A 24,893-nucleotide genomic window follows, 5' to 3' on the forward strand; every position below is an offset into this window, starting at 1 on the left:
CTGGTTGACCCAAGGCATCTGTGATGAAATGCGACCCCAACCAATTTCGCGCCGCACCGCCATCACTTGCCGTGAAACCTCGTCTGATTCGCCAGTTGTTCCTGCCGCCGTTGATCATCGCCCTGATGGTCGGCCTGGGTTACATCGGCTTCTGGATCAGCGAGTACTATGGCATCCGCACCCTCAGTGACAATGGCGAGCGCCAACTGGAACTGCATGCCCGCACCGTCGAAAGCGAGATCAGCAAGTACACCTACCTGCCCAGTCTGCTGGAGCTGGAAACCAGCGTCTCCACACTGCTGGCCGATCCGAATCAGGAAACCCGCAAAGCCGTCAACGAATACCTCGAAGGCCTGAACCGTCGCAGCCGCAGCCGCGCCATCTACGTGATGGACACCACTGGCCGCGTGCTCGCCACCAGTAATTGGCGCGATGCCGACAGTTACCAGGGTGAAGACCTGTCTTTCCGCGCCTATTTCCAGAACGCCGTGCGCGGCCAGCCCGGCCGTTTCTACGGCATCGGCAGCACCAACGGCGAGCCCGGCTATTACCTCGCCCATGGCCTGGAAGAGCACGGCAAGATCATCGGCGTCGCCGTGGTCAAAGTGCGCCTCGAAGCCCTCGAAGAACGCTGGCAGCGCGCGCGCCTCGAAGCATTCGTGAGCGACGAGAACGGCATCATCATCCTCTCCAGCGACCCGGCCCGCCGTCTCAAGGCCGTGCGCCCCCTGAGCGATGAGGTCAAGGAACGCCTGGCCCACAGCCTGCAATACTACTGGGCCACCTTGAACGAGCTGGAGCCCCTGGCCCGCGAGCGTTTGAAGGAAGGCACCGAAAAACTGACCTTCCCGGCCAACAGCGAAGTGGTCAATGACGAGCACGCCGTCAGCTACCTGGCGCAGACTCGTCCGCTCAACGACACACCGTGGAGCTTTACCCTGCTCACCCCGCTCAACGACCTGCGTCGCGCGGCCATCAACCAGGGCATCCTGGTGGCAGTGGCCTTCGGCCTGGTCGCCTTCCTGCTGATCGCCTGGAACGAGCGACGCAAGGTCATCGCCACCCGCCTCGCCGCGCGGGAAGCCTTGCAGGAAGCCAACAGCCAGCTGGAGCGCAGGATTGCCGAACGCACCACCGACCTGCGCGCCAGCAACGAACGGCTCAAGGGGCAGATCCGCGAACGGCGCCAGGCCGAAGAAACCCTGCGCCGTGCCCAGGATGAACTGGTACAGGCCGGCAAACTCGCGGCCATCGGCCAGATGTCCACCAGCATCGCCCATGAACTCAACCAGCCATTGGCCGCGCTGCGCACGTTGTCCGGCAACACTGTGCGTTTTCTTGAGCGCGGCGCGCTGGACACCGCCAGCGCCAACCTCAAAACCATCAACGAACTGATCGACCGCATGGGCCGCATCACCGCCAGCCTGCGCTCCTTTGCCCGGCGCGGTGATGACCAGGGCGAGGCCAGCCTGGCCAAAGCGGTGGACGCCGCGTTCCAGGTGCTGGGCGCGCGTCTGGACAACTTGCCGCTGACCCTGCACCGAGACTTCGCCGACGCTGCCTTGCAGATCGATCAGACCCGCCTGGAGCAGATCCTGGTCAACCTGATCGGCAACGCCCTTGACGCCATGCAGGCGCAACCGGCCCCCGAACTGTGGCTGGAAGGCAGCGGCAGCGAGGGCAAGTACCGCCTGCAGGTGCGCGACAATGGCCACGGCATCGACCCCGAGGCGCGCAAGCATTTGTTCGAACCGTTCTTTACCACCAAACCCGGCGAACAGGGCCTGGGCCTGGGCCTGACCCTGTCGGCCAGCCTGGCGGCCGCCACGGGTGGCAACCTCGCCGTGGAGCATCCGGCCAGCGGTGGTACGGCCTTTGTCCTGAGCCTGCCGTTGGCGGGCGCTCAACCCACTGAGTCGACATGAATACAGACCGCAATGACCTCACCGTCCTGATCGTCGAAGACGACCCCCATGTGCTGCTCGGTTGCCAGCAGGCCCTGGCGCTGGAGGACATCACCAGCGTGGGCGTGGGCAGCGCCGAGGAAGCCTTGAAGCGCGTCGGCGAGAACTTCGCCGGCATTGTCATCAGCGATATTCGCCTGCCGGGCATCGACGGCCTGGAGCTGCTCACCCGCCTCAAGGCGCTGGATAAAAGCCTGCCGGTGGTGCTGATCACCGGGCATGGCGATATTTCCATGGCCGTCGGCGCAATGCGCAACGGCGCTTATGACTTCATGGAAAAACCCTTCTCCCCCGAACGCCTGGTGGACGTCGCCCGACGCGCCCTGGAGCAGCGCGGGCTGGCGCGGGAAGTCTGGGCGCTGCGTCGTCAACTGGCCGAGCGCGACTCCCTGGAAGGCCGCATCATCGGGCGCTCGCCGGCCATGCAGAACCTGCGCGAGCTGATCGCCAACGTCGCCGACACGTCGGCCAACGTGCTGATCGAAGGCGAAACCGGTACCGGCAAGGAACTGGTCGCCCGTTGCCTGCACGATTTCAGCCGGCGTCACGCCCACCAATTTGTCGCCCTGAACTGCGGTGGCCTGCCGGAAAACCTCTTCGAAAGCGAGATTTTCGGCCACGAGGCCAATGCCTTCACCGGCGCGGGCAAGCGACGCATCGGCAAGATCGAACACGCCCACGAAGGCACGCTGTTTCTCGATGAAGTGGAAAGCATGCCGATCAACCTGCAGATCAAATTACTGCGGGTCCTGCAGGAACGCACCCTGGAACGGCTGGGGTCCAACCAGAGCGTGGCGGTGGATTGCCGGGTCATTGCGGCCACTAAATCCGATCTGGACGAACTGAGCCGCGCCGGTCAGTTTCGCAGCGACCTGTATTACCGCCTCAACGTGGTGACCCTGGAGCTGCCGCCCCTGCGCGAGCGCCGCGAAGACATCCTGCAACTGTTCGAACATTTCCTGCAGCAGTCGTCCCTGCGCTTCGACCGCACGGCGCCGGAGCTGGACAACCAGACCCTGTCCAGCCTGATGAGCCACGACTGGCCCGGCAATGTCCGCGAACTGCGCAACGTCGCCGAACGCTTCGCCCTGGGCCTGCCCGCGTTCAAGAAAAGCGGCACCGGCAGCGGCGGCCAGGGGTTGGCCTTTACCGAGGCGGTGGAAGCCTTTGAACGCAACCTGCTGATGGACGCCCTGCAACGCAGCGGCGGCAACCTCACACAGGCCAGCCAGGAATTGGGAATGGCCAAGACCACGCTGTTCGACAAGGTCAAAAAATACGGGTTGAGCCACTGATGGATCTGTTTCTGAAGGCCGCCCTGGGCGCGGCGGTGGTGCTGATACTGGCCGCGCTGGCCAAGACCAAAAACTATTACATCGCCGGGCTGGTGCCGCTGTTCCCGACCTTTGCGCTGATCGCCCACTACATCGTCGGCAAAGGCCGCTCGGTGGAAGACTTGAAGACCACCATCCTGTTCGGCATGTGGTCGATCATTCCGTACTTTGTGTACCTGGCTGCGTTGTATGTGATGGTGGACCGAATGCGCCTGGAAGCTTCTTTAGCCGTGGCGGCGCTGGCTTGGCTGATGGCCGCCACAATCCTGGTGAGCATCTGGGTACGCCTCCATACCTGACCGGACTCGGTCAAAAACTGTGGGAGGGGGCTTGCCCCCGATAGCTGTGTGACAGTCAGCTCATCTGTAACTGGGCCACTGCAATCGGGGGCAAGCCCCCTCCCACAGTTTTATCCCGGTTGAGTCAACGGACGATCTTGTCGACCTGGATGCCCAGCTTCTTCAACCGATACCAGAAGCTTCTCTCGGAAATCCCGATCTTGGCCGCCGCCGCGGCCTGCACGCCGTTGCTCTCCTGCAACGCCGCGAGGATGTAGGCTTTCTCGACCTCGGCCAGCGCCGCATCCAGGTCCTGGGGAATGCCCGGTCCGTCGCTGAGAATCGTCGTCACGCCGCCCTCGCTCGGCTTGGACGCAAACAGATAACCCGGCAAATCAATGTCTTCGATCACCGGCGTGGCGGCCACAATGGTCGCGCGTTCCACGCAGTTCTGCAGTTCACGGATATTGCCCGGCCAGTGATAAGCCGCCATGGCCTGCAACGCCTCAGGGCTGAAGCCGGTGATCCGCTTGCCCGCCGTGGCGCTCAGCGCCTGGGCGAAATGCCGGGCCAGGGGTGCGATGTCTTCCACCCGCTCGCGCAGGGCCGGCAGCGGGATCGGGAACACATTGAGGCGGTAATACAGGTCTTCGCGAAACTCCTTGTTGGCCACCGCCTCCAGCAGGTTTTTATTGGTGGCGGCGATTACGCGCACGTCCACCTTGCGCTCGCGCGGGTCACCCACCGGCTCGATCACCCGCTCCTGCAAGGCGCGCAGGATCTTGGCCTGCAACGCCAGGGGCATATCGCCCACTTCATCCAGAAACAGCGTGCCCTTGTCCGCCTGCTGGAAGCGCCCGACCCGATCCGACACCGCGCCGGTGAACGCGCCCTTGCGATGCCCGAACATCTCGCTCTCCAGCAGGCCTTCGGGAATCGCCGCGCAGTTGACCGCCACGAACGGTTGGTCGGCACGGCTACCGTGCTTGTGAATGGCGCGGGCCACCATTTCCTTGCCGGTACCGCTCTCGCCAGTCAGCAGGATGGTGGCGCTGCTGTCGCGCACCGAATCCACCGCCTGCAGCACCTTGCGAAACGCCGGGCTGTCGCCCACCAGGCTGTCGAACTGCGCATGCTCATCCAGCTCGGCGCGCAGGCGTGCGTTGTCGCGCAGGATGTCGCGAAACTGTAGCGCTTTGGCCACGGTGATATCGAGTTCGTCGATATCGAACGGCTTGGCGATGTAGTCGTAGGCACCGTTACGCATCGACTGCACAGCGTTTTTCACCGTGCTGTAGGCAGTCATCACGATCACCGGCACCTGGGGGTAGCGCGTTTTGATTTCCGCCAGCAGCGCCGCACCGTCCATGCCCGGCATGCGCCAGTCGCTGATCACCAGGTCGATGTCTTCCTGCTCCAACACCTTGAGCGCGTGCAGGCCGTTGCCAGCGGTGAATACTTGAATGCCGTTCTGGCCCAGGGCCGAGGCGAGCAAATCACACAGTTTGGGCTCATCGTCGACCACTAATACGTTATGCGTCATGACTGTCCTCCTCGTCTTCGCCCCGCGCCGGAATGTACAGGCTGAACGTGGCGCCGGCCTCTTTCTCACTTGTGCATTCAATGCTGGCGTCGTGACTTTCCATGATCGAATAGACCTTGGCCAGGCCCAGCCCGGTGCCGGAGGCCTTGGTGGTGACGAACGGCGTAAAGATACGCTCGATCATCTCGGCAGGAATGCCTTGGCCGCTGTCGGCAATGCTGATGACCGTATTCTCGCCGACGCTGCGGATGCCCAGGGTCAAACGCCCGCCGTCGGGCATGGCGTCGATGGCGTTGATAATCAGGTTGAGGCAGGCCTGCTTGAGTTGCCGGGCGTCGGCATACAGCGTCGCGCCCGGCGCCTGGTCGTCGATCTGCGCATCGATGTTATGGGTGGCCAGTTCCGGCGCGCAGAAACCGAGGATCTCCTCCACCAGTGCACGCGCCGGCTGTACCACGCGCAGCGGCGGGTTGGGCTTGGCGAAGTCGAGGAATTCGGTGATCAGGTCATTGATGCGGCTGACTTCGCTGATCACGTATTCAAGGTGGCGCTTGTCGGCGGCCGGCAGGTCGGCGCGACGGTGCAGCAACTGGGTGGCGGTCTTGATGATGCCCAATGGGTTGCGGATCTCGTGAGCCAGGCCCATGGCGACTTCGCCCAGCGCGTGCAGGCGGTCGCGGCGACGCAACTGGGCTTCGAGCTGGTGCAATTCGCCCAGGCGCTCGGTCATGTGATTGAAGGTGCTGCTCAACTGCGCCAGTTCATCGCCGCCGCTGACCTCGACGCGGTGTGCGTAATCGCCGGAGATCACCGCGCTCACGCCCTGGGACAAATCCCGCAGCGGCCGGGTCAGGCGCCGCGACACCAGCACCCCGGCGGCCAGTGACAGCGCCGAGCTGAGCAGGAAGATCAGCACGAACAGGTTGCTCTGGTTGACCAGCCCCACCAGGCTGGTGTGGCGCAGCAACCCGCTGAAAATCACGCCTTGCAACTCGCCGGCATCGTTGAAGATCGGCCAGTACAGCCCGCTGTAGTTATGGGTGAACTGCTCGCTGGGTTGGCGCGTGCTGCGCATCGCCGCCTCGACATCCTTGGGGATCCGCGAGGGGTGATCCTCGAAACGCTGGGTCGAGAAAATCTCCGAGAACCCTTCCGGGTTGGCCAGGTACAGCCGCAGGTCGAGGGAATGCACATCGGCCACGCTGGTGAGGAAGCTGCTGTCCAGGTAGGTGCCGACCAGCAGCACGTAATCCACGCCGTCCTGGGTGGTCTCGAAGGTCGAGACCACGATGCCGGTGGACACGCCGCCCACCTGCACGGTCTGCAAGACGGTGTTCCTGGCCAGGCTGATCTGTTTGACGATGTCGTCGGCGGCAGTGCTGAACACCGGTTTGTTGTCACTGACGCGAATCAGCGCGACCACATCGATGTCGGTGGCATCGGCAATGTCCGCCGTCAGCCGGTCGTGCTTGGCCGCCTGTCTGCTCGCGGGCGGGCTGGTGTAGCGCAGGAACAGCTTGGCCATGCGCGCGTTGTCGTGAAGGATATCGCCGATCTCGTCCTTGACGATCTTGGTCGACTCCTGCAGCCAGATGCGCACGTTGCTGTCGAAAATTTCCGACAGCGTGGTGGCGGCCAGCTCCGCCGCGATCATGGTGGGGATCACACTGACCAACCAGAACGCCAGCACCAGCTTGCGCTGGACACTCCAGCGCGAAATGGCAAACGGACGGGCTTTCTGGCGGGTCTTGGTGATCATCGGGATTCGCTTATTGCAGCAGCCATGGCAGGGTCGGAACGATCCGGTCGGATAAACAGTTTTACCAGCGCGAGCAGACCGTTGACCAGGCGGTTACGGTGCCGGAAGAACACCTGGTTGCCCTGGAACTTGCAGCCCAGGCGCAGCTTACTGGCATACCCGGCCTGCCCGCACTCGTACGCTGCAATTTTGTGTTGAATACAGTAGTCGACATTGGTCAGCCAACTGCGAAAGTACAGGTTGTGGTCGCGGGTGAAGGCGACGTCATGCCCGAAGAACTTGTCCACCAGCCGATGTTCGTCCATCAGGATCAGGTTGAACGCCACCAATTGCTCCTCGACCCAGTACAGCACACAGACCGCGCGGCCTTCGAGGCGTTCGAGCACGCCGGTGAAGTAGCTGGCGGGCAGGCGCTCGAACTGCAACTCGGCGCGGGTAAGCGTGGCTTCGTACAGCCTCATGACCTCGGGCAGCACATCATCGATATTGTCTCGCCATTCGACCCGCGGCCCCGGCGCGCGCAGTTTGCGGCGCAGATCCTTGCGCGTGGATTTGCCCAACGAACCGAGGTAGGCGTCCACCGAGCCATAGGGCAGCGGCAGTACGCCAGTAGGCAGGCTCGGCATACTCTGGAAACCGGCGGCGCGGCAGCTTTCGCGCCAGTGCGGGTCGTGGCTGGGGGCATCCTTGACCGCCAGCAGGCCGATGCCGAGGTCATCGGCGTCCTGTCGGGCGGCCTGCAGCAGATGCGTGAGCACCAGCGGGCGGCGCACCTGCGGTACCTCGCTGGCAAACCCGACGTCACAGCGCTCGGCCAGCGGCGAGCCCAAGGCATACAACCCCAGCTGCAACGCCCCCGGCCACAGGCGTTGCAGGCGCGTGGTCAAGCGCTTGCCAACGCCGGACACGGTGGTGTCGAGACGGTAATGGGTAATAAAGGCCGGCGCCACGGCCACCAGCGTTCCATTGTCGTACACGGCCAGGTAGCGCCATTGGAAATCCTCGACGGCGGCGTTTTCCACGGCGACGTAATAGTCCCAATCTTCAAGCGCACCGGGAAAACAATCGTTCCAGGCACTGCGCTGCAGAGCCCGGATGGTTGCAAAGGCTTGGGTGGTGATCACGTGTTCCCCTTTTTTGGCTGAGGATCTGGTTGGGTCAGTTCGAGTGGTGAGCAGGCTTGCCACAGAGCCCGCTCAGCACACCCGTCGCGTTAACCACAACACGCCAACACATCGTCGGTCGCCCGTTCGCGGATAAAAGCGGCGCTCAGTTCGATCACACGCCGGTATTGCAGGTCGACGGTGATCATGTGGTAGCAGTCGTCCAGCAGGATCTTGGTCACCGGTCCGCCCAGGTAGCGCTCGACGTAGTCGGCGTTCCAGCGGCTGGTGATGTCGTCTTCGATCGAATGCAGCACGAGCGCCGGGACGTTGATCGACGGCATGCGTTTCTTCACCACGGCGTTCATCCAGTGCAACTCGCGCACCGTCACCCCTTCCATGGTCAATAACCCCGCCTCGCTGCTTTCACCCTCCTTCATCTGCCGCTCGACGATTGCCCGTAACCGTTGGTTCTTGATGCCGTAGGGCGGCTTTTCAGTAAACCGGAACAGGCGCACGCCGAACGGGATGCGGATCAGCAACGGCGTGATGAACGCCATTTTGCTGATGCTCCAGCCATCGTACTTAAGGGTGGTGGAATACATCAGCAGCCCGGCGACCTGGCCCGGATGCTCCGAAGCCAGGTACATCGACATCACCGCGCCCATGGACAAGCCACCGACGAACACTTGCCCATGCCGCTGGCGCACCTGCACGAAGGTCTTGCGCACGCCTTCGTACCAGTCGCGCCAGCCGGTGGCCTGCAAGTCGCTGTTGCCGCCGCAGTGTCCGGCCAGGGTCGGCACGTACACCGTGCACGTACCGTCCCTGGCCAGGCCCTTGGCGACCTGGCGCAATTCATTCGGGGTGCCGGTCAGGCCGTGGATCAACAGGACCCCGACCGGACCGTTGCCGAGCACGAAACCGGCATCACCTTCACCGAGGTCGAACCCGTGACCGTTCACCGCTTGGTCGCCCGTACCAGCAGTTGTTCCAGCAGCTTGAGGCCCAGTTCGATTTCCGGGTAGCTGATTTCCAAGGACGGCGCCAGGGTGATCACGTTTTTGTAGTAACCGCCCACGTCGAGGATCAGGCCGAGTTTCTGCCCGTCGACCACCATATCGCCCTTCATGCCTTCCTCGACCATGTAGTCCAGGGTCGCCTTGTCCGGGGTGAAGCCATCCGGACCGCAGATTTCGCAGCGCAGGGCCAGGCCCAGGCCGTCCACGTCGCCGATGATCGGGAAACGCTTCTGCAAATCCTGCAAACCTTCAAGGAAGAACTTGCCCTTGGCCATGACCATCGCGCCGTAGTCGACTTCGTTGGTCATCTTGAACATTTCCAGACCCACCGCCGTGCCCAGCGGGTTGGAGGCGAAGGTGGAGTGGGTCGAGCCTGGCGGGAAGATCTTCGGGTTGATCAACTCTTCGCGAGCCCAGATGCCGCCCAGGGGGTTGAGCCCGTTGGTCAGCGCCTTGCCGAACACGATCACATCCGGCTGCACGTCGAAGTGTTCGATCGACCACAGCTTGCCGGTGCGGTAGAAGCCCATTTGGATTTCATCGGACACCAGCAGAATGCCGTGCTGATCCAGTACCTGCTTGAGTTCGCGGTAAAAGTTCATCGGCGGGATCACATAACCGCCGGTGCCCTGGATCGGCTCGACGTAGAACGCGGCGTATTCGCTCTGGCCGACTTTCGGGTCCCACACGCCGTTGTATTCGGTCTCGAACAGCCGCGCGAATTGCTGCACGCAGTGGCTGCCATACTCTTCCTTGGTCATGCCCTTGGGGCCGCGGAAGTGGTAAGGGAACGGAATGAACTGCGCACGCTCGCCGAAGTGGCCATAGCGGCGACGGTAGCGATAGCTGGAAGTGATCGACGAGGCGCCGAGGGTGCGCCCGTGATAGCCGCCTTCGAAGGCGAACATCAAACTCTTGCCGTTGGTGGCGTTACGCACCACCTTCAGGGAGTCTTCAATCGATTGCGAACCGCCGACGTTGAAGTGCACGCGGCCGTCGAGGCCGAATTTGTTCTTGGCGTCGACGGCGATCATTTCCGACAACTCGATCTTGCCCTTGTGCAGGTACTGGCTGGCGATCTGCGGCAGGGTATCGATCTGCTGTTTCAGCGCATTGTTCAGGCGCGGGTTGGCGTAGCCGAAGTTGACCGCCGAGTACCACATTTGCAGGTCGAGGTAGGCCTGGTCTTCGGTGTCCCACACGTAGGAACCTTCACAGCGGCTGAAAATGCGCGGCGGCTCGATGTAATGGACGGTATCGCCGTAGGAGCAGTACTTGGCCTCTTTGTCCAGAAGCACCTGGTCTTCGGCGGTTGCGATGCGGATATCAGACATGATGGAAGAGTTCCTGGGAGTCAGTAGCAAAGGAGGATGTGTTGGCGGCAATGCTCTGCGGGAGCCGCGCCAGCAATGCCGTCACTTCGGCAAAGGTGTCGAAGCGCGCATGGGGGATGGCGTTGGCGACGCAGTACTCGGCGAGGCTGCCCTTGGCGAACACGAAGTCAGCGGTGGAGGCCACGCACATGTCGGACTTGCCGTCGCCGATCACCAGCACCCGCTTGTTGCGCGGGGTGGATTTGCACTTGCAGTTGCCGGACGCGGCGCGGCAGGCATCGCTTGAATAGGGAAAATCGATGCGCCAGCTGTTCTGGTCGACCTGGCGCAGGCGGTTGGCGAGGATCGGCAGCAAGGTCACATAGTTGCGCGACAGAATCCGCGCGATGCCTTGTTCGATGCCGTCGCTGACCACTTCCAGACTCGCCCCCAGGCCGAGGACGTGATCGACGAAATCCGGAAAATCCGGGTCGATCTCGACGCTGTCGAAGTACGTCAGCAATTCGCTGGGCGTGGCCTTGATCAGCGCCAGTTGGCGGCTCAGGCATTCGCGTGAACCGATATGCCCGTCCAGCCATTGCTGCTCGATGGTTTCCCACTCGGGGCCGGCGAAGCGTTGGAGGACGTTGTCGATGACATCGGTGGGCGTGATGGTCCCGTCGAAGTCACACACGATATGCCAGTCAATCATCTGCGTTTACCTTGAAGAGGGCGCGCTGCATGCGCTTGCCCAAGGGGTAGAGCAGAGACTGTGCCAAGTGGCCATCACCCCGTGCAGCCGGGGCTTTGCTCGGGGTGCGGGGCTCATATGCGTCGTGACAGCTACAATTTTTGTAGCTTGCTACAAACAACATGAGTGCTTGCACGGCCACCGTGCTTTGCGCGTTCATGCGCGGGTATTCAATCAAGGAACAGTGACCATGTTGAGGATCACCTGCGCGGCACTCGCCGGTTTGCTTGGCCTGTGGGGCGTTTCCAATACCGCGTTGGCCGACGGCATCAGGGGTGAAGTCGGCGCCGGCCTGAGTTATCAGCCCCACGACCCGACCGGCAGCCGCTACGAAACGCGGCCCGTGCCCTATGTGGATCTGGACTGGGGCAATGTCAGCCTGAGCACCGACGACGGCCTGACCTGGAGCGCGGTGGACACCCACGGTTTCAGCGCCGGGCCGTATATCAATTACCTGCAGGGGCGTACGTCCAACGGCTCGCTGCAGGGGTTGCGCAACGTGTCGGACATGGCCGAGGTCGGTGGCTTCGTGCAATACGCACCGGCTGACTTCTGGCGGGTTTACGCGCAGTTGGGCCAGGCCGTCGGCGGCGGCCACTCCCAGAGCGGCACATTGGGCAAGCTGGGTGGCGAACTGGGCTACCCGCTGGGCGGTGGGATCATCGGCAGCAGCGGCCTGGTGGCGCATTTTGCCGACGCGCGCCAAGCCAATACGTTTTTCGGCGTGGACGACCACGAGGCCGCCGCCACCGGTTTTCGCCCGTATAACGCCAGCGGCGGTTTCCAGAATGTAACGCTGACCCAGAGCTTTGAATTTCCCCTGGCGCCTCACTGGTCGCTGTTGACCAGCGCCAGCTGGGTGCACCTGGTGGGTTCGGCGGCGAACAGCAGCATCGTCAAGCAGACTGGCGATGTGAACCAGGGTCAGGTGCAAACGGCGATCAGCTACAAGTTCGATTGATCCACTGTGGGAGGGGCTTGCCCCTCCCACCCATGAACATCGGGGGGCCAAGCCCCTCGACCATCAGTTCTCTTCGCCTTCGGCCAGCAGGGCGATGCCACCGATGATCACTGCAACCCCCACCCAGTGCAGCGGGCTGATATGTTCCCCCAGCCCCAGCCACGACCCCAGCAGCACCACCACGAACACCAGTGAACTCAGGGGAAAGGCCAGTGACAAACTGCTGCGCCGCAGGATCAGCATCCACACGAAAAACGCGCCGATGTAGCAGGCAATCGCCGCCAGGATGCCGGGGTTATGCGCGACTTCCACCAGCCACTGCCAATTGAAATCCATCTGTCCCAACTGATCGCCGGCGATCTTGGTAAACAGCTGGCCGGCACTCTCGGTGCAGATCAACAAGGCCCACAACACCACCGTGCCCAAGCGTTCGTGCAGCCAACCGGCATTGACGTTTTGCGTACTCATGCCTGCCCTCCTCCAATCGCCACCAACATCACCCCTAATGTGATCACCAACGTGCCCAGCCAGCGCCGGCGGCTGACGGTTTCCCCCAGCACCAGTTTGCCCGCCAGTACCACGCCGCAGTACGCCAGCGCTGCCGCCGGAAACAGCAGGCTCAGCGGCGCGCGGGACAAGGCTTCGAGCCAGACGAAAAACTCGATCACATAGGCGCCGATTCCCGCCCACAACAGCGGCGCGTTGAACACCTGGCCCCAGAACGCATTCAGGCGAAAATCGCCCTCCAGTTCGGGCAAACGGTCCAGGCCCATCTTGAAACACAGCTGGCCGATCACATCGAGCACGATGGAAAACGCCACCAGCACCACCACGGTCAGGCTCACGGGAACAATTCCTCGAACAGGTCGATCAGGGCCGCATTGGTGGCGGCATTGCGCTGCAGATCCTCAGGGCTCCAGCGCTCGGCGGGAGGCTGGTCGGACTTGGCCTCCCAACGCTTGAATGCGTTGCTGAACGTCGGCGTGGCGAACTCGCCGCAGACGTCGATGCCGATGATGCGTTTGTGTGCGGCCAAGGCGCGCAGGGCCTGCAGCAAGTGGGTCAGGCGCATGCCGCCCTGGTCCCAGTTGGTGGCTGCGTCTTCGCTGGCCAGCACGTCTTTATCCACTGTGATCCAGACCGCGTCGGTGGGCAGGCTGCTGATCATCTGTTCGAGAAATGCAGTCCAATCCAGCTCGGCCAGGTTGCGCCAATACAAGTGATCTTCGCGCTGCTGATGCCCGGCGCCATCGCCGATCCGCCCCCATACTTTCGACGGCGCATGCTGCCAGGGAAACAGCTGCAACTGCCCGCGCTTGAGCGCAGCGAGGTTGCCGCCGCGCAGTTGCGGGTTATGCAGGTCATCGCTGCACGGGCCGAGGGTGACAATGCGTTTGATCGCCGGCATCTTCAACGCGCGGTTGACCCATGACCCGCAGTGGCGCTTGGGCGCCAGGCGCACCCAGTCGGGGTGATTGTCAAAGTGGATCAGGCTGACCGGCTCTTTCAAGTCGGCCAGGAACGCCGGCGTGAGGTGGTGGTAATCGCCGGAGCCGACAAACAGGATCTCCGGCCGCGCGTCCGTGGGCCGCGGCCGCCGGGCCAGGCGTTCGACGAAGCGTTTCCAGGTCTTTTCGGTAGACCAGAGGCGCAGCTTCGGGCCCAGGTCCAGCAGATCGATACGCGTCGCCTGTCCGCTGGCCAACCGCCGGGCAATCGGCGCCTGCGCGGTGAGGCTGTGGTCTAGATCGAGAATATTCACGGCAGTGTTCCCCTAAGGCTTTAGGGGGTCAATGCAAGGCGCGGGCCAGCACCTACCCCAAGCACACTGCCAAACCCTGGGGGAGAGGGCTTGCCCTCGCTAGGTGGTTGGGGCGCTACAGGCGCTGACTGACACTCAGCCATCGAATCGTCGCAGCGCCCCTCCCACCTTTGGATATGGGGTTCTAGTTTTTGGCCTCGTTGATGATCTGGCGAATCGCCCCCACAAACGCTTCGGCCGGCTGGCCACCGCTCACGGCGTACTGGTCGTTGAACACGATGGTCGGCACCGAACTCACGCCACGGGAAATCCACAGCTGCTCCTGCTCGCGCACGTCGGCGGCGTATTCGTCGCTGGCGAGAATCGCGGCCGCGCGCTGGATATCCAGGCCGACGCTTTCGGCGATGATCGCCAGGGTGGCGTGGTCGGAGGGGTTCTGCTGGTCGGTGAAGTAAGCCTTGAACAACGCTTCCTTGAGGTTGTACTGCAAGCCTTCAAGGCCGGCCCAATGCAGCAGGCGATGCGCATCGAAGGTGTTGTAGATGCGGCTCTGGCCATCGGTGCGAAAGGCAAAGCCCAACGCCGCGCCCAGATCGCGGATGCGCGCACGATTGGCCTGGGACTCTTCGGCGCTGGAGCCGTATTTCTCGGTGATATGTTCGACGATGTTCTGCCCCTCGGCCGGCATGTTCGGGTTGAGTTCGAACGGCTGGAAGTGGATCTCGGCCTGTACCTCGGCGCCCAGTTGGTCCAGGGCGTCGGTCAGGCCGCGCAGGCCGATGATGCACCAGGGGCAGGACACATCGCTGACGAAATCGATTTTCAGGGGGGTACTCATGCTAGGCAACCTCGCAGGCCATATGCGCCACAAAGGTTGCACCATACACCAATGTCACAGCACCTTCGAAGGTGCCACCGGCTCGATGCGTGCCCAGTGCGCGGCATCCTCGCGATGGGCTTGCAGGTACGGCAGCACCGCCATCAGCAGCGGCGCCTTGAACGCTTCCTGGAACCGGTGGGCCATGCCCGGAATCAGCTTTAACTGGCTGCCCTGGATATGCGCCGCCAGGTGCACGCCGTGCATCACCGGCAGCAACGGGTCGGCGGTGCCGTGGACCACCAGCGTCGGCACGCGCAGCTGGTTGAGCAACGGCACGCGGCTAGGTTCGGCGAGAATCGCCATGATCTGGCGCTTCACGCCTTCGGGGTTGAACGCACGATCGTAGGACAGTGCCGCCTGGTGCAGCAGGGCCTGGCGGTCGTCCTTGATGTTCGGGCTGCCCAGCGCCGCGAGCAGGTCGGCCTGCTGCTCCAGGGCCACTTCGCGGTTGGGCGCACTGCGCCGCGACAACAACTGCACCAACGCCGCGTTCGGCGCCGGCAGCCCTTCGGCGCCGGAGCTGGTCATGACCAGGGTCAGGCTCTCGACCCGCTGCGGCGCCATGGCAGCCAGGTGCTGGGCGATCATGCCGCCCATGCTTGCGCCCAACACATGAAATTGCTGGATCTGCAACGCATCCATCAGGCCCAGGGCGTCATCGGCCATATCGGTCAGGGTGTAGGGCGCCGCCACCGGCAGGCCGAGCTTGTAGCGCAATACTTCAAAGGTCAGATTGGCGCTGGCCGGGGTCTGGCGCCAGGTGGACAGCCCGACGTCGCGGTTGTCGTAGCGGATCACCCGAAAGCCCTGCTGACACAGGGCGACCACCACTTCATCCGGCCAGTGGATCAACTGCCCGCCCAGGCCCATCACCAGCAGCAAGGCCGGGTCGGACGCGCGACCGATGCTCTGGTAGGCGAGGCTCACCTGATCCAGGTCGACCGTTTGGGTCGGGACATTGATATCGCAACGAGAGGCCGCAAAAGACGGCAGGCCGAACAGGAAGGCGGCCAGTAACAGCAACACACGCATGAAAAACACCAAAACGCAGAACCCCAGTAGAGCGCGAGTCTGATGAAGTTTGTTCAAGCGCGCTGCCACAGTTCGATGACAGTTTGATGAAGAGTGCCCGAAGGTCATGGTCGACAGGTTCTACAACATGAGCCAAACTCACGCCATTGTACGCCGTCACAAATTATCTTCATGGAGAGCCCGTGCTCGAGATCCGTCACCTCAAGACCCTGCACGCCTTGCGCGAAGCCGACAGCCTGGTCGAAGCCGCCGAGCGCCTGCACCTGACGCAATCGGCGCTGTCCCATCAGTTCAAGGAGCTGGAGGAACGCCTGGGCATGCCGCTGTTCGTGCGCAAGACCAAGCCGCTGCGCTTCACCAGCGCCGGCCTGCGCCTGTTGCAATTGGCCGATGCCACCCTGCCCTTGCTGCGCGGCGCCGAGCGCGATATCGCGCGCCTGGCCGGCGGCACCGCCGGGCGGTTGCACATGGCGATCGAATGCCACAGTTGCTTCCAGTGGCTGATGCCGACCATCGACCAGTTCCGCGACGCCTGGCCGGAAGTCGAGCTGGACCTGGCCTCGGGCTTTGCCTTCGCACCGCTGCCGGCCCTGGCCCGTGGCGACCTGGACCTGGTGGTGACTTCCGACCCGCTGGAACTGCCGGGCATCACCTATGTGCCGTTGTTCACCTACGAGGCGATGCTGGCCGTGGCCAACCAGCATGCGCTGGCGAACAAGTCCTACATCGTGCCGCAAGACCTGCTCAGCGAAACCCTGATCACCTACCCGGTGGAACGCGACCGCCTGGATATTTTCACGCGCTTCCTGGAGCCGGCCGATGTGGAACCGGCCCAGGTCCGCACCTCGGAGCTGACGGTGATGATGATGCAGCTGGTGGCCAGCGGCCGTGGCGTATGCGGCATGCCCCATTGGGCGCTGCACGAATACAGCTCGCGCGGCTACGTGAAGGCCAAGCGCCTGGGTGAGAAGGGTTTGTTCGCAACGCTGTACGCCGGCATCCGCGCCGACATGCTGGATGCGCCCTATATGCGCGACTTCCTGCTGACGGCCAAGGACACGTCGTTTTCTACGTTGGACGGCGTGAGTGCGGTGCGCTGAGGGGCGAGTCAGCCGACACGGGCCGTCAGGGACGAGCGATAGAACGGCAGGATCAGGTCACGCGTCAGCGGCGCCAGGACCAGGCCGCCGTCGCCGGCCGGGTCGATCCAGCGCACTTCTTCGATTTCGGCGGCGGGCGTCACCGCCACATCGATGTTGACCTGGAACAGCTCGGCTTGCACGGTAAAACCCGGCTCGTTGGCCGCCGGCGCCGAGAAATGGCCCAGGTAGACGGCGGCGTCGGGGTTGATGCGCAGGTTCAATTCCTCGAACAGTTCACGGGCCAGGGCCTCGGCAGGTTGCTCGCCGGCGTCGATCTTGCCGCCGGGTTGCATGAAGGCCTGGGTGCCGCGCTTGCGCACCAGCAGGGTCTGGCCGTCGCCGCCGATCAGGAGCGCGGCAGCGATGCGGATAGTGGTGGACATACGATAAAAAGCCTTGAATTCAAATCAGTAAAAATCACCGCACAAGGCTTACGCCTCGTCCGGTTCCTTGATAAAGACGCTGTACTTGGCACCCTCCATCGCCTCGAACGCAATCAGCTTGTCCACCAGCGGCAGGTTCAGCACCTTGCCGGCGTTGAGCAGCAACATGCCGTTGTCGGCGTTGAGGTTGCGCGCCAGGATCATACCGTCCTGCAGTTCGCGGGTGGTCAGCACCTTGACGGTCGGGTCGCCCAGGGTCACGTCACTCAGGAAGGTGGCGCAGGCCTGCACAAAGCCCTCGACCAGTTCAGGATCATACAGGCGCCCGGCGTATTTGCGGATGAACAACAGCGCTTCATCACTGTTCATCTGCCGCTCCAGGATCAGGCCCTTTTGCAGCTCGATAAAATCCACCGCCAGTTTCAGCAGACGCGAACCGAAGGGGATCGCATCGCCCTTGAGATGGTCGGGAAAGCCGCTGCCATCCCAGCGCTCCTGGTGATGACGAATGATCCGCGCGGCATCTTTCATCGGCTCCAGGGTCATCAGCAGCGATTCGCTTTGGGTGGGATAGCTGCGATAGCGCTCGCGGTCGGTGCTGTGCAGCTTGTCCGAAGGTTCTATCAGCATGCTGTCGCTCCAACTCAGCTTGCCGATGTTGTACAGCGCAGCGGCCATCGCCAGGTCGCGCGAGCTGGCTTCATCGATAAATTGGGCGGCGCAGTACACCCGCACCAGTTCAATCAGCGCGCGGTTGGTTTGCTTGTTCTTGGGCAAGCGCAGGTTGGCCAGCAGCGAGAACACTTCCGTACCGGTCACGTAACTGCGCTTGAGTTCGTCGTAGGCCAGGTCAAGCATGTCGGCGGTCTGCTGCAGCTCGCTGGTGCGCGCCGCCACGCGTTTTTCCAGGTTGGCGTTGAGTTGCTTGAGCTGATCGTTCTGCACCTGGGTCAGGCGCTCCAGGCGCTGGTGCTCCAGGGTCTGGCGCAAGACCAGCTGCAATTCTTCGTCGTTCCAGGGCTTGCTGATGTAGCGGTGGATCTGCCCTTCGTTGATCGCCTTGACGATCGTCGGCAGGTCGGCGTAACCGGTGAGCAGGATGCGGCTGGTGCCCGGGTACAGGCGATGCACTTCGGCCAGCAGCTGCGCGCCGTCCATGCCCGGCATGCGGGCGTCGCTCATTACCAGGTCGATGGGTTGGGCGGCCATGATTTCCAGGGCCTGAGCACCGCTGCCGGCCAGCACCACATCGAACGGTTGACCGCGCAACAGCCGGCGCAGGCTGTTGAGGATCGACTCTTCATCGTCGACCAGCAAAATCGTGGGTTTCGTCGCCAGTTGTTCATCCATGCGTGCTGCGCCTTCAAATTAAACCGAATTGAGCTACATTGAACCGTCGTGCCGAGCCATGATCCCTCGCCGAGGCGCGGGCTTGATTTGACGCCAACTGGCCATCAATTTCAAGGGAGCTCGACTATGCTGTCACAGTAGTCGGCCCCGTTCAGAAGTGAAACCAGGGAAGGAACCGTTATGTCATCGAGCCCTTTGGAAGTACCGGATGCAGGCTCGGCGCGCGCCAACCGCCGCATCCTGATCGTCGATGACGCCGCTTCCATCCATGAGGACTTTCGCAAGATCCTGTGTGCCGACGCAGAAAGCGAACAATCCCTGGACAGCCTCGAAGAGGCCCTGTTCGGCACCACCGCCGCTGTGCGCCAGGCCTTCGTACTGGATTCCGCCTACCAGGGCCAGGAAGCGCTGGCACTGGTGAACCAGGCCCTGGCCGCCAATGCGCCCTACGCTCTGGCATTTATCGACATGCGCATGCCGCCCGGCTGGGACGGCCTGCAAACCATCGAACAGCTGTGGAACGTCGACCCCAACCTGCAGATCGCCCTGTGCACGGCGTATTCGGACTACTCCTTCGAGGCCATCGAGGCACGGTTGAAATACAACGACCAATTGCTGATCCTGAAAAAACCCTTCGACCACCTCGAGATCCGCCAGATGGCCAGTGCCCTGACATGGAAGTGGCAACTGGCCCAGGACGTGGCCCTCAAGGTGATCAGCCTGGAACGCACCATCGAAGAACGGGTGCAGGAACTGCTGAAAGTCTCGCACCTGCTGCAATACGACGCGCTCACCGAGCTGCCCAACAGCACCCTGCTGGGCGACCGCCTGACCCAGGCCATTGCCCTTGGCCGGCGGCACGACACACAGCTGGCGGTGATGTTTATCGGACTCGACCGGTTTAAACGTATCAACAACGCCCTGGGCTACCCGGTGGGCGACGAGGTGCTCCAACAGGTCAGCCACAGCCTGGTCGCAGCGGTGCGCGCGTCGGATTCAGTATTCCGCTACGGCTCCGATGAGTTTGTGATCCTGCTCCACGACGTGCAGCACCCGCAGCAGACCCAGCACATCGCGCACAAGGTGCTCAAGGCCATCAGCGTAACGCGCCACGTGGCCGGGCATGACCTGAGCGTCACCGCCAGCCTGGGCATCAGCCTCTACCCGAACGACAGCTGCAACGCAGTGGAATTGATCAAGCACGCCGAAACCGCCATGCACACCAGCAAGGAACGCGGCGCGAACGACTTCAGTTTTTACACTGAAGACATGAACCTGCGCGCCCAGCGTCAGCAAACCCTGGAGAGCGCGATTCGCCAGGCCCTGGACCGCGATGAATTTGTGCTGCACTACCAACCCAAGCTGGACCTCAAGTCCGGGCGCATCGTCGGTGCAGAGGCGCTGATACGCTGGTTTCAGCCGCGTTCGGGCTGGGTCAGCCCGGTCGATTTCATCCCGGTGGCCGAGGACAGCGGTTTGATCGTGCCGTTGACCCAATGGGTGCTGCGCCAGGCCTGCGAACAGGCACAAGCGTGGCGCGGCATGGGCCTGCCGCCGTTGTGCGTGTCGGTGAATGTCTCGGCCATCGACTTCCGCCAGCGTGATTTCGTCGACAACCTGGCCGCGATCCTCAAGCAAACCGGCCTGCCGCCGGCACGACTGGAGCTGGAGATCACCGAAAGCGTGCTGATGCAGAACGTCGATTACACCGTGGACATCCTGCACAAGATCAAGGCTCTGGGCGTGCGCCTGGCGCTGGACGATTTCGGCACCGGTTACTCCAGCCTCAGCTACCTGCGCCGCTTTCCCATCGACGTGTTGAAAATCGACCAGTCGTTCGTGCGCGGGCTAAACGTAAATAGCCAGGACGCGCAGCTGATCAGCGCTATCATCGGCATGGGCAAGAGCCTGGAGCTGAACATCATCGCCGAAGGGGTGGAAACCCTCGAACAGCTCGCGTTCCTGAAAAGCCAGGCGTGCGAAGAGGGCCAGGGCTTTCTGTTCAGCAAGGCCGTACCGCCGAAGGATTTCGCCCAGTTGCTGCAAGTGGGCAGTCCCACACTGATGCCCAACCCATAGGCCGTGCCTGCAAGGAGTGCTCGCTTGAGCGAAGTCTCACGTTACCGTTTCGGCGTCATGCTGGTGTTGTGCTCGGGCTTGACTCAGTCGCTGGCGGCCGCGCCGCTGGACGAGGCGCTCAAACCGCTGCCGCCGGTGCCCGCGCTGGACCCGGCCAAGGTCGAACTGGGCCGCCGGCTGTTCAATGAACCGCGCCTGTCGGTCAATAACACCCTGTCCTGCGCCAGCTGCCATCAGCTTGAAACCGGAGGCGCCGATAACAAGCCGTTTTCCCTGGGGTTCGACGGCAAGCCGGTGCAGGTCAATACCCCGTCCGTGTTCAATGCCAGCCTGAACTTCAAGCAGTTCTGGAACGGCCGGGTGGACACCCTGCAAGCGCAGATCGAACAGGTGGTCATCAGCCCCATGGAAATGGGCAGCGACTGGAACACCGTGGTGCAGAACCTCACTGCCCTGCCGCTCTACCAACGCGCCTTCAGCCAGGCCTACCCCGACGGTGTCACCGCCGCCAATGTGCAAAACGCCCTGGCCACCTATGAGCGCACGCTGCTCACGCCCAATTCACGCTTTGACCAATACCTGCTGGGCAACACCGAGATCCTGACCCTCCAGGAAAAGTACGGCTACCAGCGCTTCAAGGATTACGGCTGCATCGCGTGCCACCAAGGCATCAATATCGGCGGCAACATGTTCCAGAAGTTCGGCGTGATGGGTGACTACTTCAAGGCCCGCGGCAACCCGGTCGAGGCCGACCTGGGCCGCTACCTGGTGACCCAGGAAGAAGATGACCGTCATGTGTTCAAGGTGCCCAGCCTGCGCAACGTGGCGGTGACCGCGCCGTATTTTCACGATGCCTCGGCCAAGACTCTGGAAGAAGCCGTCGACGTGATGTTCAAGTACCAGTTGGGGCGTAATCCGAACCAGGAAGACAAAGACTTGATCGTGCAGTTTCTCAAGACATTGACCGGTGAATGGGCGGACAAGCCACTATGACGACTCAGTCGCGCCGTCGCTTCACCCAATTCGTGCTTGGTCTGGTGACCGTGCTGCTGGCCTCGACCCTGGTGTTTCTGTACCTGAAGGCCGCCCGCGACCAGACCGCCAGCTACACCCAGTCGCGGGACCTGATCCGCCAGCTGCAACAACTCAATGCGCAGTGGGACAGCGAAGTGCTCAAGGCCAGGATCGCGATCACCCACAATTATGATCCTCTGGTCACACCGCTCACGGAAATGACCCGGATCTGGGCCGAACTGAACCGCCGCGACACCTACCACAACCCAAGCGACCTGAGCGGTTGGCAAGCCACGCAAGCCGCCTACCAGATCGCAGTCCAGGAAAAAGCCCGGCTGGTGGACCAGTTCAAATCCCACAACGCCGTGCTGCGCAACTCCCTGGCATTCCTGCCGACCGCCGAAGACGACATCCAGGCCCAGTTCAATCGCCTGGACGACGAAGGCCGGTTGCAATTGCAAGGCGTGGCCACCGACACCTACGACCTGCTGCTCAGCAGCCTGGAATTCGCTCAGGTCACCAGTGACGATCGGGCCGCCGATATCCTGGTGGGCCTGGGCAAACTGGCCACCAACAAGGAACAACTGCCGAGCGAGTTCCAGGGCCCGGTGGATCTGCTGAGCAATCACATTGCGCTGATCCTGCGCGAACAGCCGGTGGTCAACAACCTGCTTGAGCGAATCGCCGAAGTGCCCGTGGCCGAACGTCTTGACGACCTGACCACCCACCTCGACCAGGATCAGCAGGCGGCTGACCGCATCGACCACCAATACCACCGCTACCTGCTGATCTTCTCGACCCTGCTGGTGGCGATGCTGCTTTACCTGGCGGTGCGCCTGTTGCGCAGCTTCGCCGAGATCAACCGGGTCAACCGCGAATTGCAGGCCGCCAACGAAACCCTGGAACAGCGCGTGGAGCGACGCACCCAGCAGCTCAAGGATGCGCAGAGTGAATTGCTCGACAGCGCACGCCAGGCCGGCATGGCCGAAATCGCGACCAACGTGCTGCACAACGTGGGCAACGTGCTCAACAGCGTGAACATCTCCGCCGATCTGGTCACGCGCAAACTGCGCAGCAGCAAAGCGCTGGGCCTGGGCAAGGCGATGCAGTTGATCAATGAGCATAAAGCGGACCTGGGCACGTTCCTCACCGACGATGAGAAAGGCAAGCTGCTGCCCGGCTACCTCAACCAACTGGTGGACGCCATCGCCTCGGAACAGCAGGCCATGACCGATGAACTGGCGCAATTGAGCAAAAGCGTGGACCACATCAAGGACATCGTCTCTACCCAGCAATCCTATGCCGGCGCCTCCACACTGCTGGAGCCGGTGCATATCAGCGCCTTGATGGAAGATGCGCTGCGCATGAACGCCGGTGCGCTGAGCCGCCATCACGTCACGGTGGTGAAGGAATACGCGCAAATACCGGAAATCCTCGCCGACAAACACCGCCTGCTGCTGATCATGGTCAACCTGATCAGCAACGCCAAGTACGCCATGTCCAAACTCAGCGACCGGCCACGCCAGATAACCCTGAAAGTCCAGGCGCGGGAAGACAACATCTTGCAGATCAGCGTGAAGGACGACGGCGAAGGCATCCCCGCCGAGAACATGACGCGGATCTTCACCCACGGTTTTACCACCCGCAAGGAAGGCCACGGCTTCGGCCTGCACAGCTGTGCGCTGGCCGCCGTTGAAATGAATGGCCAGCTCAGCGCCCACAGCGACGGGCCTGGCCTGGGTGCGGTGTTTACCTTGACGATCCCTATGACCCCTGCCGGAAGCCCCGCATGAACCAGCCTCCCAATCGGCGCATCCTGTTGATCGATGACACGCCGTCGATTCACGACGATTTCCGCAAGATCCTCATGCCAACCGTCGAGAACAACCAGGTTCTCGACGACCTGGAGTCGGCGCTGTTCGGCGACACCAGCAAAACCGAGGTCCAGGCCTTCGAATTGCATTCGGCGTACGGCGGCGAAGAAGGCCTGCAACTGCTCACCGTCGCCATGGCGGAAAAACGCCCCTACGCCCTGGCGTTCGTCGACATGCGCATGCCCCAGGGCTGGGATGGTGCCAGGACCATCGAAGAGTTATGGCAAGTCGACCCCGGCCTGCAAGTGGTGGTGTGCACGGCGTATTCGGATTATTCCTGGGATGACCTGCTGTACCGCCTGAAGGGCCATGATCGCTTGCTGATCCTGAAAAAACCCTTCGACAACATCGAAGTGCAGCAAATGGCCAATACCCTGTCCAGCAAGTGGGACATGGCCCGGCGCGCCTCCTTGAAAACCAGCCACCTGGAACAACTGGTGGCGCAGCGCACCGTGGCGCTGACCCAGGCCAGCGAGGCGTTGCAACTGGAAATCGACGAGCGCAAGCAGTTGGAGAGCCAACTGGTGCAGTCGGAAAAACTCGCGTCCCTGGGGCAACTGGCGGCCGGCGTCGCCCATGAAATCAACAACCCGGTGGGGTTCATCTCCTCCAACCTGAGCACCCTCGACAGTTACTTCAACCAGCTGCAACAGATGCTCGATGCCTACCGGCAGGTCGAAGACAGCCTCACGTCGGCCGAGCAGCGCGACCCGCTCAAAGCCCTGCGCGACGAGCTGGAGCTGGATTTTCTCAAGGAAGACATTCCCATCCTGATCAGAGAGTCCAAGGAAGGCATCGGGCGAGTGGTGCAGATCGTCAAGGACCTGAAAAACTTCTCGCGGGTGGACAATGACCAGACCTGGCAGTGGGCCAACCTGCAACAGGGCATCGACTCCACGCTGAACATCGTCGCCAGCGAACTCAAGTACAAGGCCGACGTGATCAAGCAGTACGGCGCGCTGCCGGAAATCGAATGCCTGGCTTCGCAGCTTAACCAGGTGGTGATGAACCTGGTTATCAACGCCGCCCAGGCCATGGGCCCGGAGCGCGGCACCATTACCATCAGCAACGGCGTGGAGGGCGATAACGTGTGGCTGGAAGTCGCCGACAACGGCTGCGGCATTCCGCCCGAAACCGTGCAGAGAATCTTCGATCCGTTCTTTACCACCAAACCGGTGGGGGAAGGCACGGGGCTGGGGCTGTCGCTGTCGTACGGCATTATCAAGAAGCATCACGGTGATATTTCCGTGAACAGCGAACCGGGCAAAGGTACGACCTTTCGCGTGGTGTTGCCGATTCGGCAGACGGCGGCGTAGGGCTACACACCGCCCGGGCATGCAAACCGGCAT

The 24,893-nt window shown here is 62.4% G+C and carries 22 protein-coding genes; 9 read left to right on the plus strand and 13 right to left on the minus strand.

The genetic code is table 11. From position 1 onward, the window contains the following. Positions 1–23 precede the first annotated feature (23 nt). From aauS to QRN10_RS02245, 3 genes are read left to right on the plus strand one after another with little or no spacing between them, the layout of a single operon-like run. Positions 24–1,925, plus strand: coding sequence for a two-component sensor histidine kinase AauS (gene aauS, locus QRN10_RS02235; protein ID WP_181080523.1), 1,902 nt, complete (start codon positions 24–26; stop codon positions 1,923–1,925). Next, positions 1,922–3,259, plus strand: coding sequence for a two-component response regulator AauR (gene aauR / locus QRN10_RS02240; protein ID WP_277526189.1), 1,338 nt, complete (start codon positions 1,922–1,924; stop codon positions 3,257–3,259). The genes aauS and aauR overlap by 4 nt, the downstream gene beginning before the upstream one ends. Then, entirely contained in the window at positions 3,259–3,597 is a 339-nt protein-coding gene (locus QRN10_RS02245) for a GlpM family protein (RefSeq protein ID WP_253510736.1), read from the plus strand. The genes aauR and QRN10_RS02245 overlap by 1 nt, the downstream gene beginning before the upstream one ends. Before the next feature lie 124 nt (positions 3,598–3,721). Here QRN10_RS02245 and QRN10_RS02250 read toward each other — a convergent pair whose 3' ends face one another. From QRN10_RS02250 to QRN10_RS02275, 6 genes are all read right to left on the minus strand, one after another. Next, complete coding sequence (locus QRN10_RS02250) at positions 3,722–5,119, minus strand: sigma-54-dependent transcriptional regulator (RefSeq protein WP_285427772.1); 1,398 nt, start codon at positions 5,117–5,119, stop codon at positions 3,722–3,724. Further along, entirely contained in the window at positions 5,109–6,878 is a 1,770-nt protein-coding gene (locus QRN10_RS02255) for a sensor histidine kinase (RefSeq protein WP_266248136.1), read from the minus strand. Before QRN10_RS02255 ends, QRN10_RS02250 begins: the two co-directional genes overlap by 11 nt. Further along, positions 6,875–8,002, minus strand: coding sequence for a GNAT family N-acetyltransferase (locus tag QRN10_RS02260; protein WP_285427773.1), 1,128 nt, complete (start codon positions 8,000–8,002; stop codon positions 6,875–6,877). The genes QRN10_RS02255 and QRN10_RS02260 overlap by 4 nt, the downstream gene beginning before the upstream one ends. A gap of 89 nt (positions 8,003–8,091) precedes the next feature. After that, positions 8,092–8,946, minus strand: coding sequence for an alpha/beta hydrolase (locus QRN10_RS02265; RefSeq protein WP_266248132.1), 855 nt, complete (start codon positions 8,944–8,946; stop codon positions 8,092–8,094). Beyond that, complete coding sequence (locus tag QRN10_RS02270; RefSeq protein ID WP_181080516.1) at positions 8,943–10,337, minus strand: aspartate aminotransferase family protein; 1,395 nt, start codon at positions 10,335–10,337, stop codon at positions 8,943–8,945. Before QRN10_RS02270 ends, QRN10_RS02265 begins: the two co-directional genes overlap by 4 nt. Then, a complete protein-coding gene (locus QRN10_RS02275; protein ID WP_285427774.1) occupies positions 10,330–11,028 on the minus strand; it encodes an MtnX-like HAD-IB family phosphatase in 699 nt (232 codons plus the stop codon). Before QRN10_RS02275 ends, QRN10_RS02270 begins: the two co-directional genes overlap by 8 nt. Before the next feature lie 229 nt (positions 11,029–11,257). Between QRN10_RS02275 and QRN10_RS02280 the strand changes: the two genes are divergently transcribed. After that, positions 11,258–12,028 carry a MipA/OmpV family protein gene (locus tag QRN10_RS02280; RefSeq protein ID WP_253510718.1) on the plus strand — a complete coding sequence of 257 codons (771 nt, stop codon included), beginning with the start codon at positions 11,258–11,260 and terminating at the stop codon, positions 12,026–12,028. Between the two features lie 63 nt (positions 12,029–12,091). Here QRN10_RS02280 and QRN10_RS02285 read toward each other — a convergent pair whose 3' ends face one another. From QRN10_RS02285 to QRN10_RS02305, 5 genes are all read right to left on the minus strand, one after another. Continuing rightward, positions 12,092–12,496, minus strand: a complete 405-nt coding sequence (locus tag QRN10_RS02285; protein ID WP_181080513.1) for a DMT family transporter — start codon at positions 12,494–12,496, stop codon at positions 12,092–12,094. After that, positions 12,493–12,873 (minus strand): DMT family transporter, encoded by a 381-nt coding sequence (locus tag QRN10_RS02290; protein ID WP_181080512.1) that lies wholly within the window; start codon positions 12,871–12,873, stop codon positions 12,493–12,495. The genes QRN10_RS02285 and QRN10_RS02290 overlap by 4 nt, the downstream gene beginning before the upstream one ends. Continuing rightward, a complete protein-coding gene (locus tag QRN10_RS02295) occupies positions 12,870–13,790 on the minus strand; it encodes an arginase family protein (protein WP_253510715.1) in 921 nt (306 codons plus the stop codon). Before QRN10_RS02295 ends, QRN10_RS02290 begins: the two co-directional genes overlap by 4 nt. A 184-nt stretch (positions 13,791–13,974) precedes the next feature. Next, positions 13,975–14,628, minus strand: coding sequence for a DsbA family oxidoreductase (locus QRN10_RS02300; RefSeq protein ID WP_181080510.1), 654 nt, complete (start codon positions 14,626–14,628; stop codon positions 13,975–13,977). Between the two features lie 54 nt (positions 14,629–14,682). Further along, positions 14,683–15,702: an alpha/beta fold hydrolase gene (locus tag QRN10_RS02305; RefSeq protein WP_181080509.1), complete on the minus strand. Its 1,020-nt coding sequence runs from the start codon at positions 15,700–15,702 to the stop codon at positions 14,683–14,685. 182 nt (positions 15,703–15,884) lie between these two features. On the opposite strand from QRN10_RS02305, the gene metR reads away from it, so the two are divergent. Continuing rightward, the gene (metR, locus tag QRN10_RS02310) at positions 15,885–16,802 is read left to right on the plus strand and encodes a transcriptional regulator MetR (RefSeq protein ID WP_056858838.1); all 918 of its coding nucleotides are present in this window, start codon (positions 15,885–15,887) and stop codon (positions 16,800–16,802) included. Between the two features lie 8 nt (positions 16,803–16,810). Here metR and QRN10_RS02315 read toward each other — a convergent pair whose 3' ends face one another. Both QRN10_RS02315 and nosR read right to left on the minus strand, forming a co-directional pair. Then, positions 16,811–17,227, minus strand: a complete 417-nt coding sequence (locus QRN10_RS02315) for an NUDIX hydrolase (RefSeq protein ID WP_285427775.1) — start codon at positions 17,225–17,227, stop codon at positions 16,811–16,813. A gap of 48 nt (positions 17,228–17,275) precedes the next feature. Beyond that, positions 17,276–18,577, minus strand: a complete 1,302-nt coding sequence (gene nosR / locus QRN10_RS02320; protein WP_181080507.1) for a response regulator c-di-GMP phosphodiesterase, NosR family — start codon at positions 18,575–18,577, stop codon at positions 17,276–17,278. 180 nt (positions 18,578–18,757) lie between these two features. Between nosR and QRN10_RS02325 the strand changes: the two genes are divergently transcribed. From QRN10_RS02325 to QRN10_RS02340, 4 genes are read left to right on the plus strand one after another with little or no spacing between them, the layout of a single operon-like run. Then, positions 18,758–20,656 (plus strand): putative bifunctional diguanylate cyclase/phosphodiesterase, encoded by a 1,899-nt coding sequence (locus QRN10_RS02325; protein ID WP_285427776.1) that lies wholly within the window; start codon positions 18,758–18,760, stop codon positions 20,654–20,656. Positions 20,657–20,713: 57 nt separating this feature from the next. Beyond that, positions 20,714–21,649, plus strand: coding sequence for a cytochrome-c peroxidase (locus tag QRN10_RS02330; protein WP_409567534.1), 936 nt, complete (start codon positions 20,714–20,716; stop codon positions 21,647–21,649). Next, positions 21,646–23,463 (plus strand): DAHL domain-containing sensor histidine kinase, encoded by a 1,818-nt coding sequence (locus tag QRN10_RS02335; RefSeq protein ID WP_181080504.1) that lies wholly within the window; start codon positions 21,646–21,648, stop codon positions 23,461–23,463. Before QRN10_RS02330 ends, QRN10_RS02335 begins: the two co-directional genes overlap by 4 nt. Then, positions 23,460–24,860, plus strand: a complete 1,401-nt coding sequence (locus QRN10_RS02340; protein WP_285427778.1) for an ATP-binding protein — start codon at positions 23,460–23,462, stop codon at positions 24,858–24,860. The genes QRN10_RS02335 and QRN10_RS02340 overlap by 4 nt, the downstream gene beginning before the upstream one ends. Positions 24,861–24,893 lie beyond the last annotated feature (33 nt).

This window comes from Pseudomonas sp. lyk4-R2A-8, assembly GCF_030209095.1.
Lineage (GTDB): Bacteria > Pseudomonadota > Gammaproteobacteria > Pseudomonadales > Pseudomonadaceae > Aquipseudomonas > Aquipseudomonas quebecensis.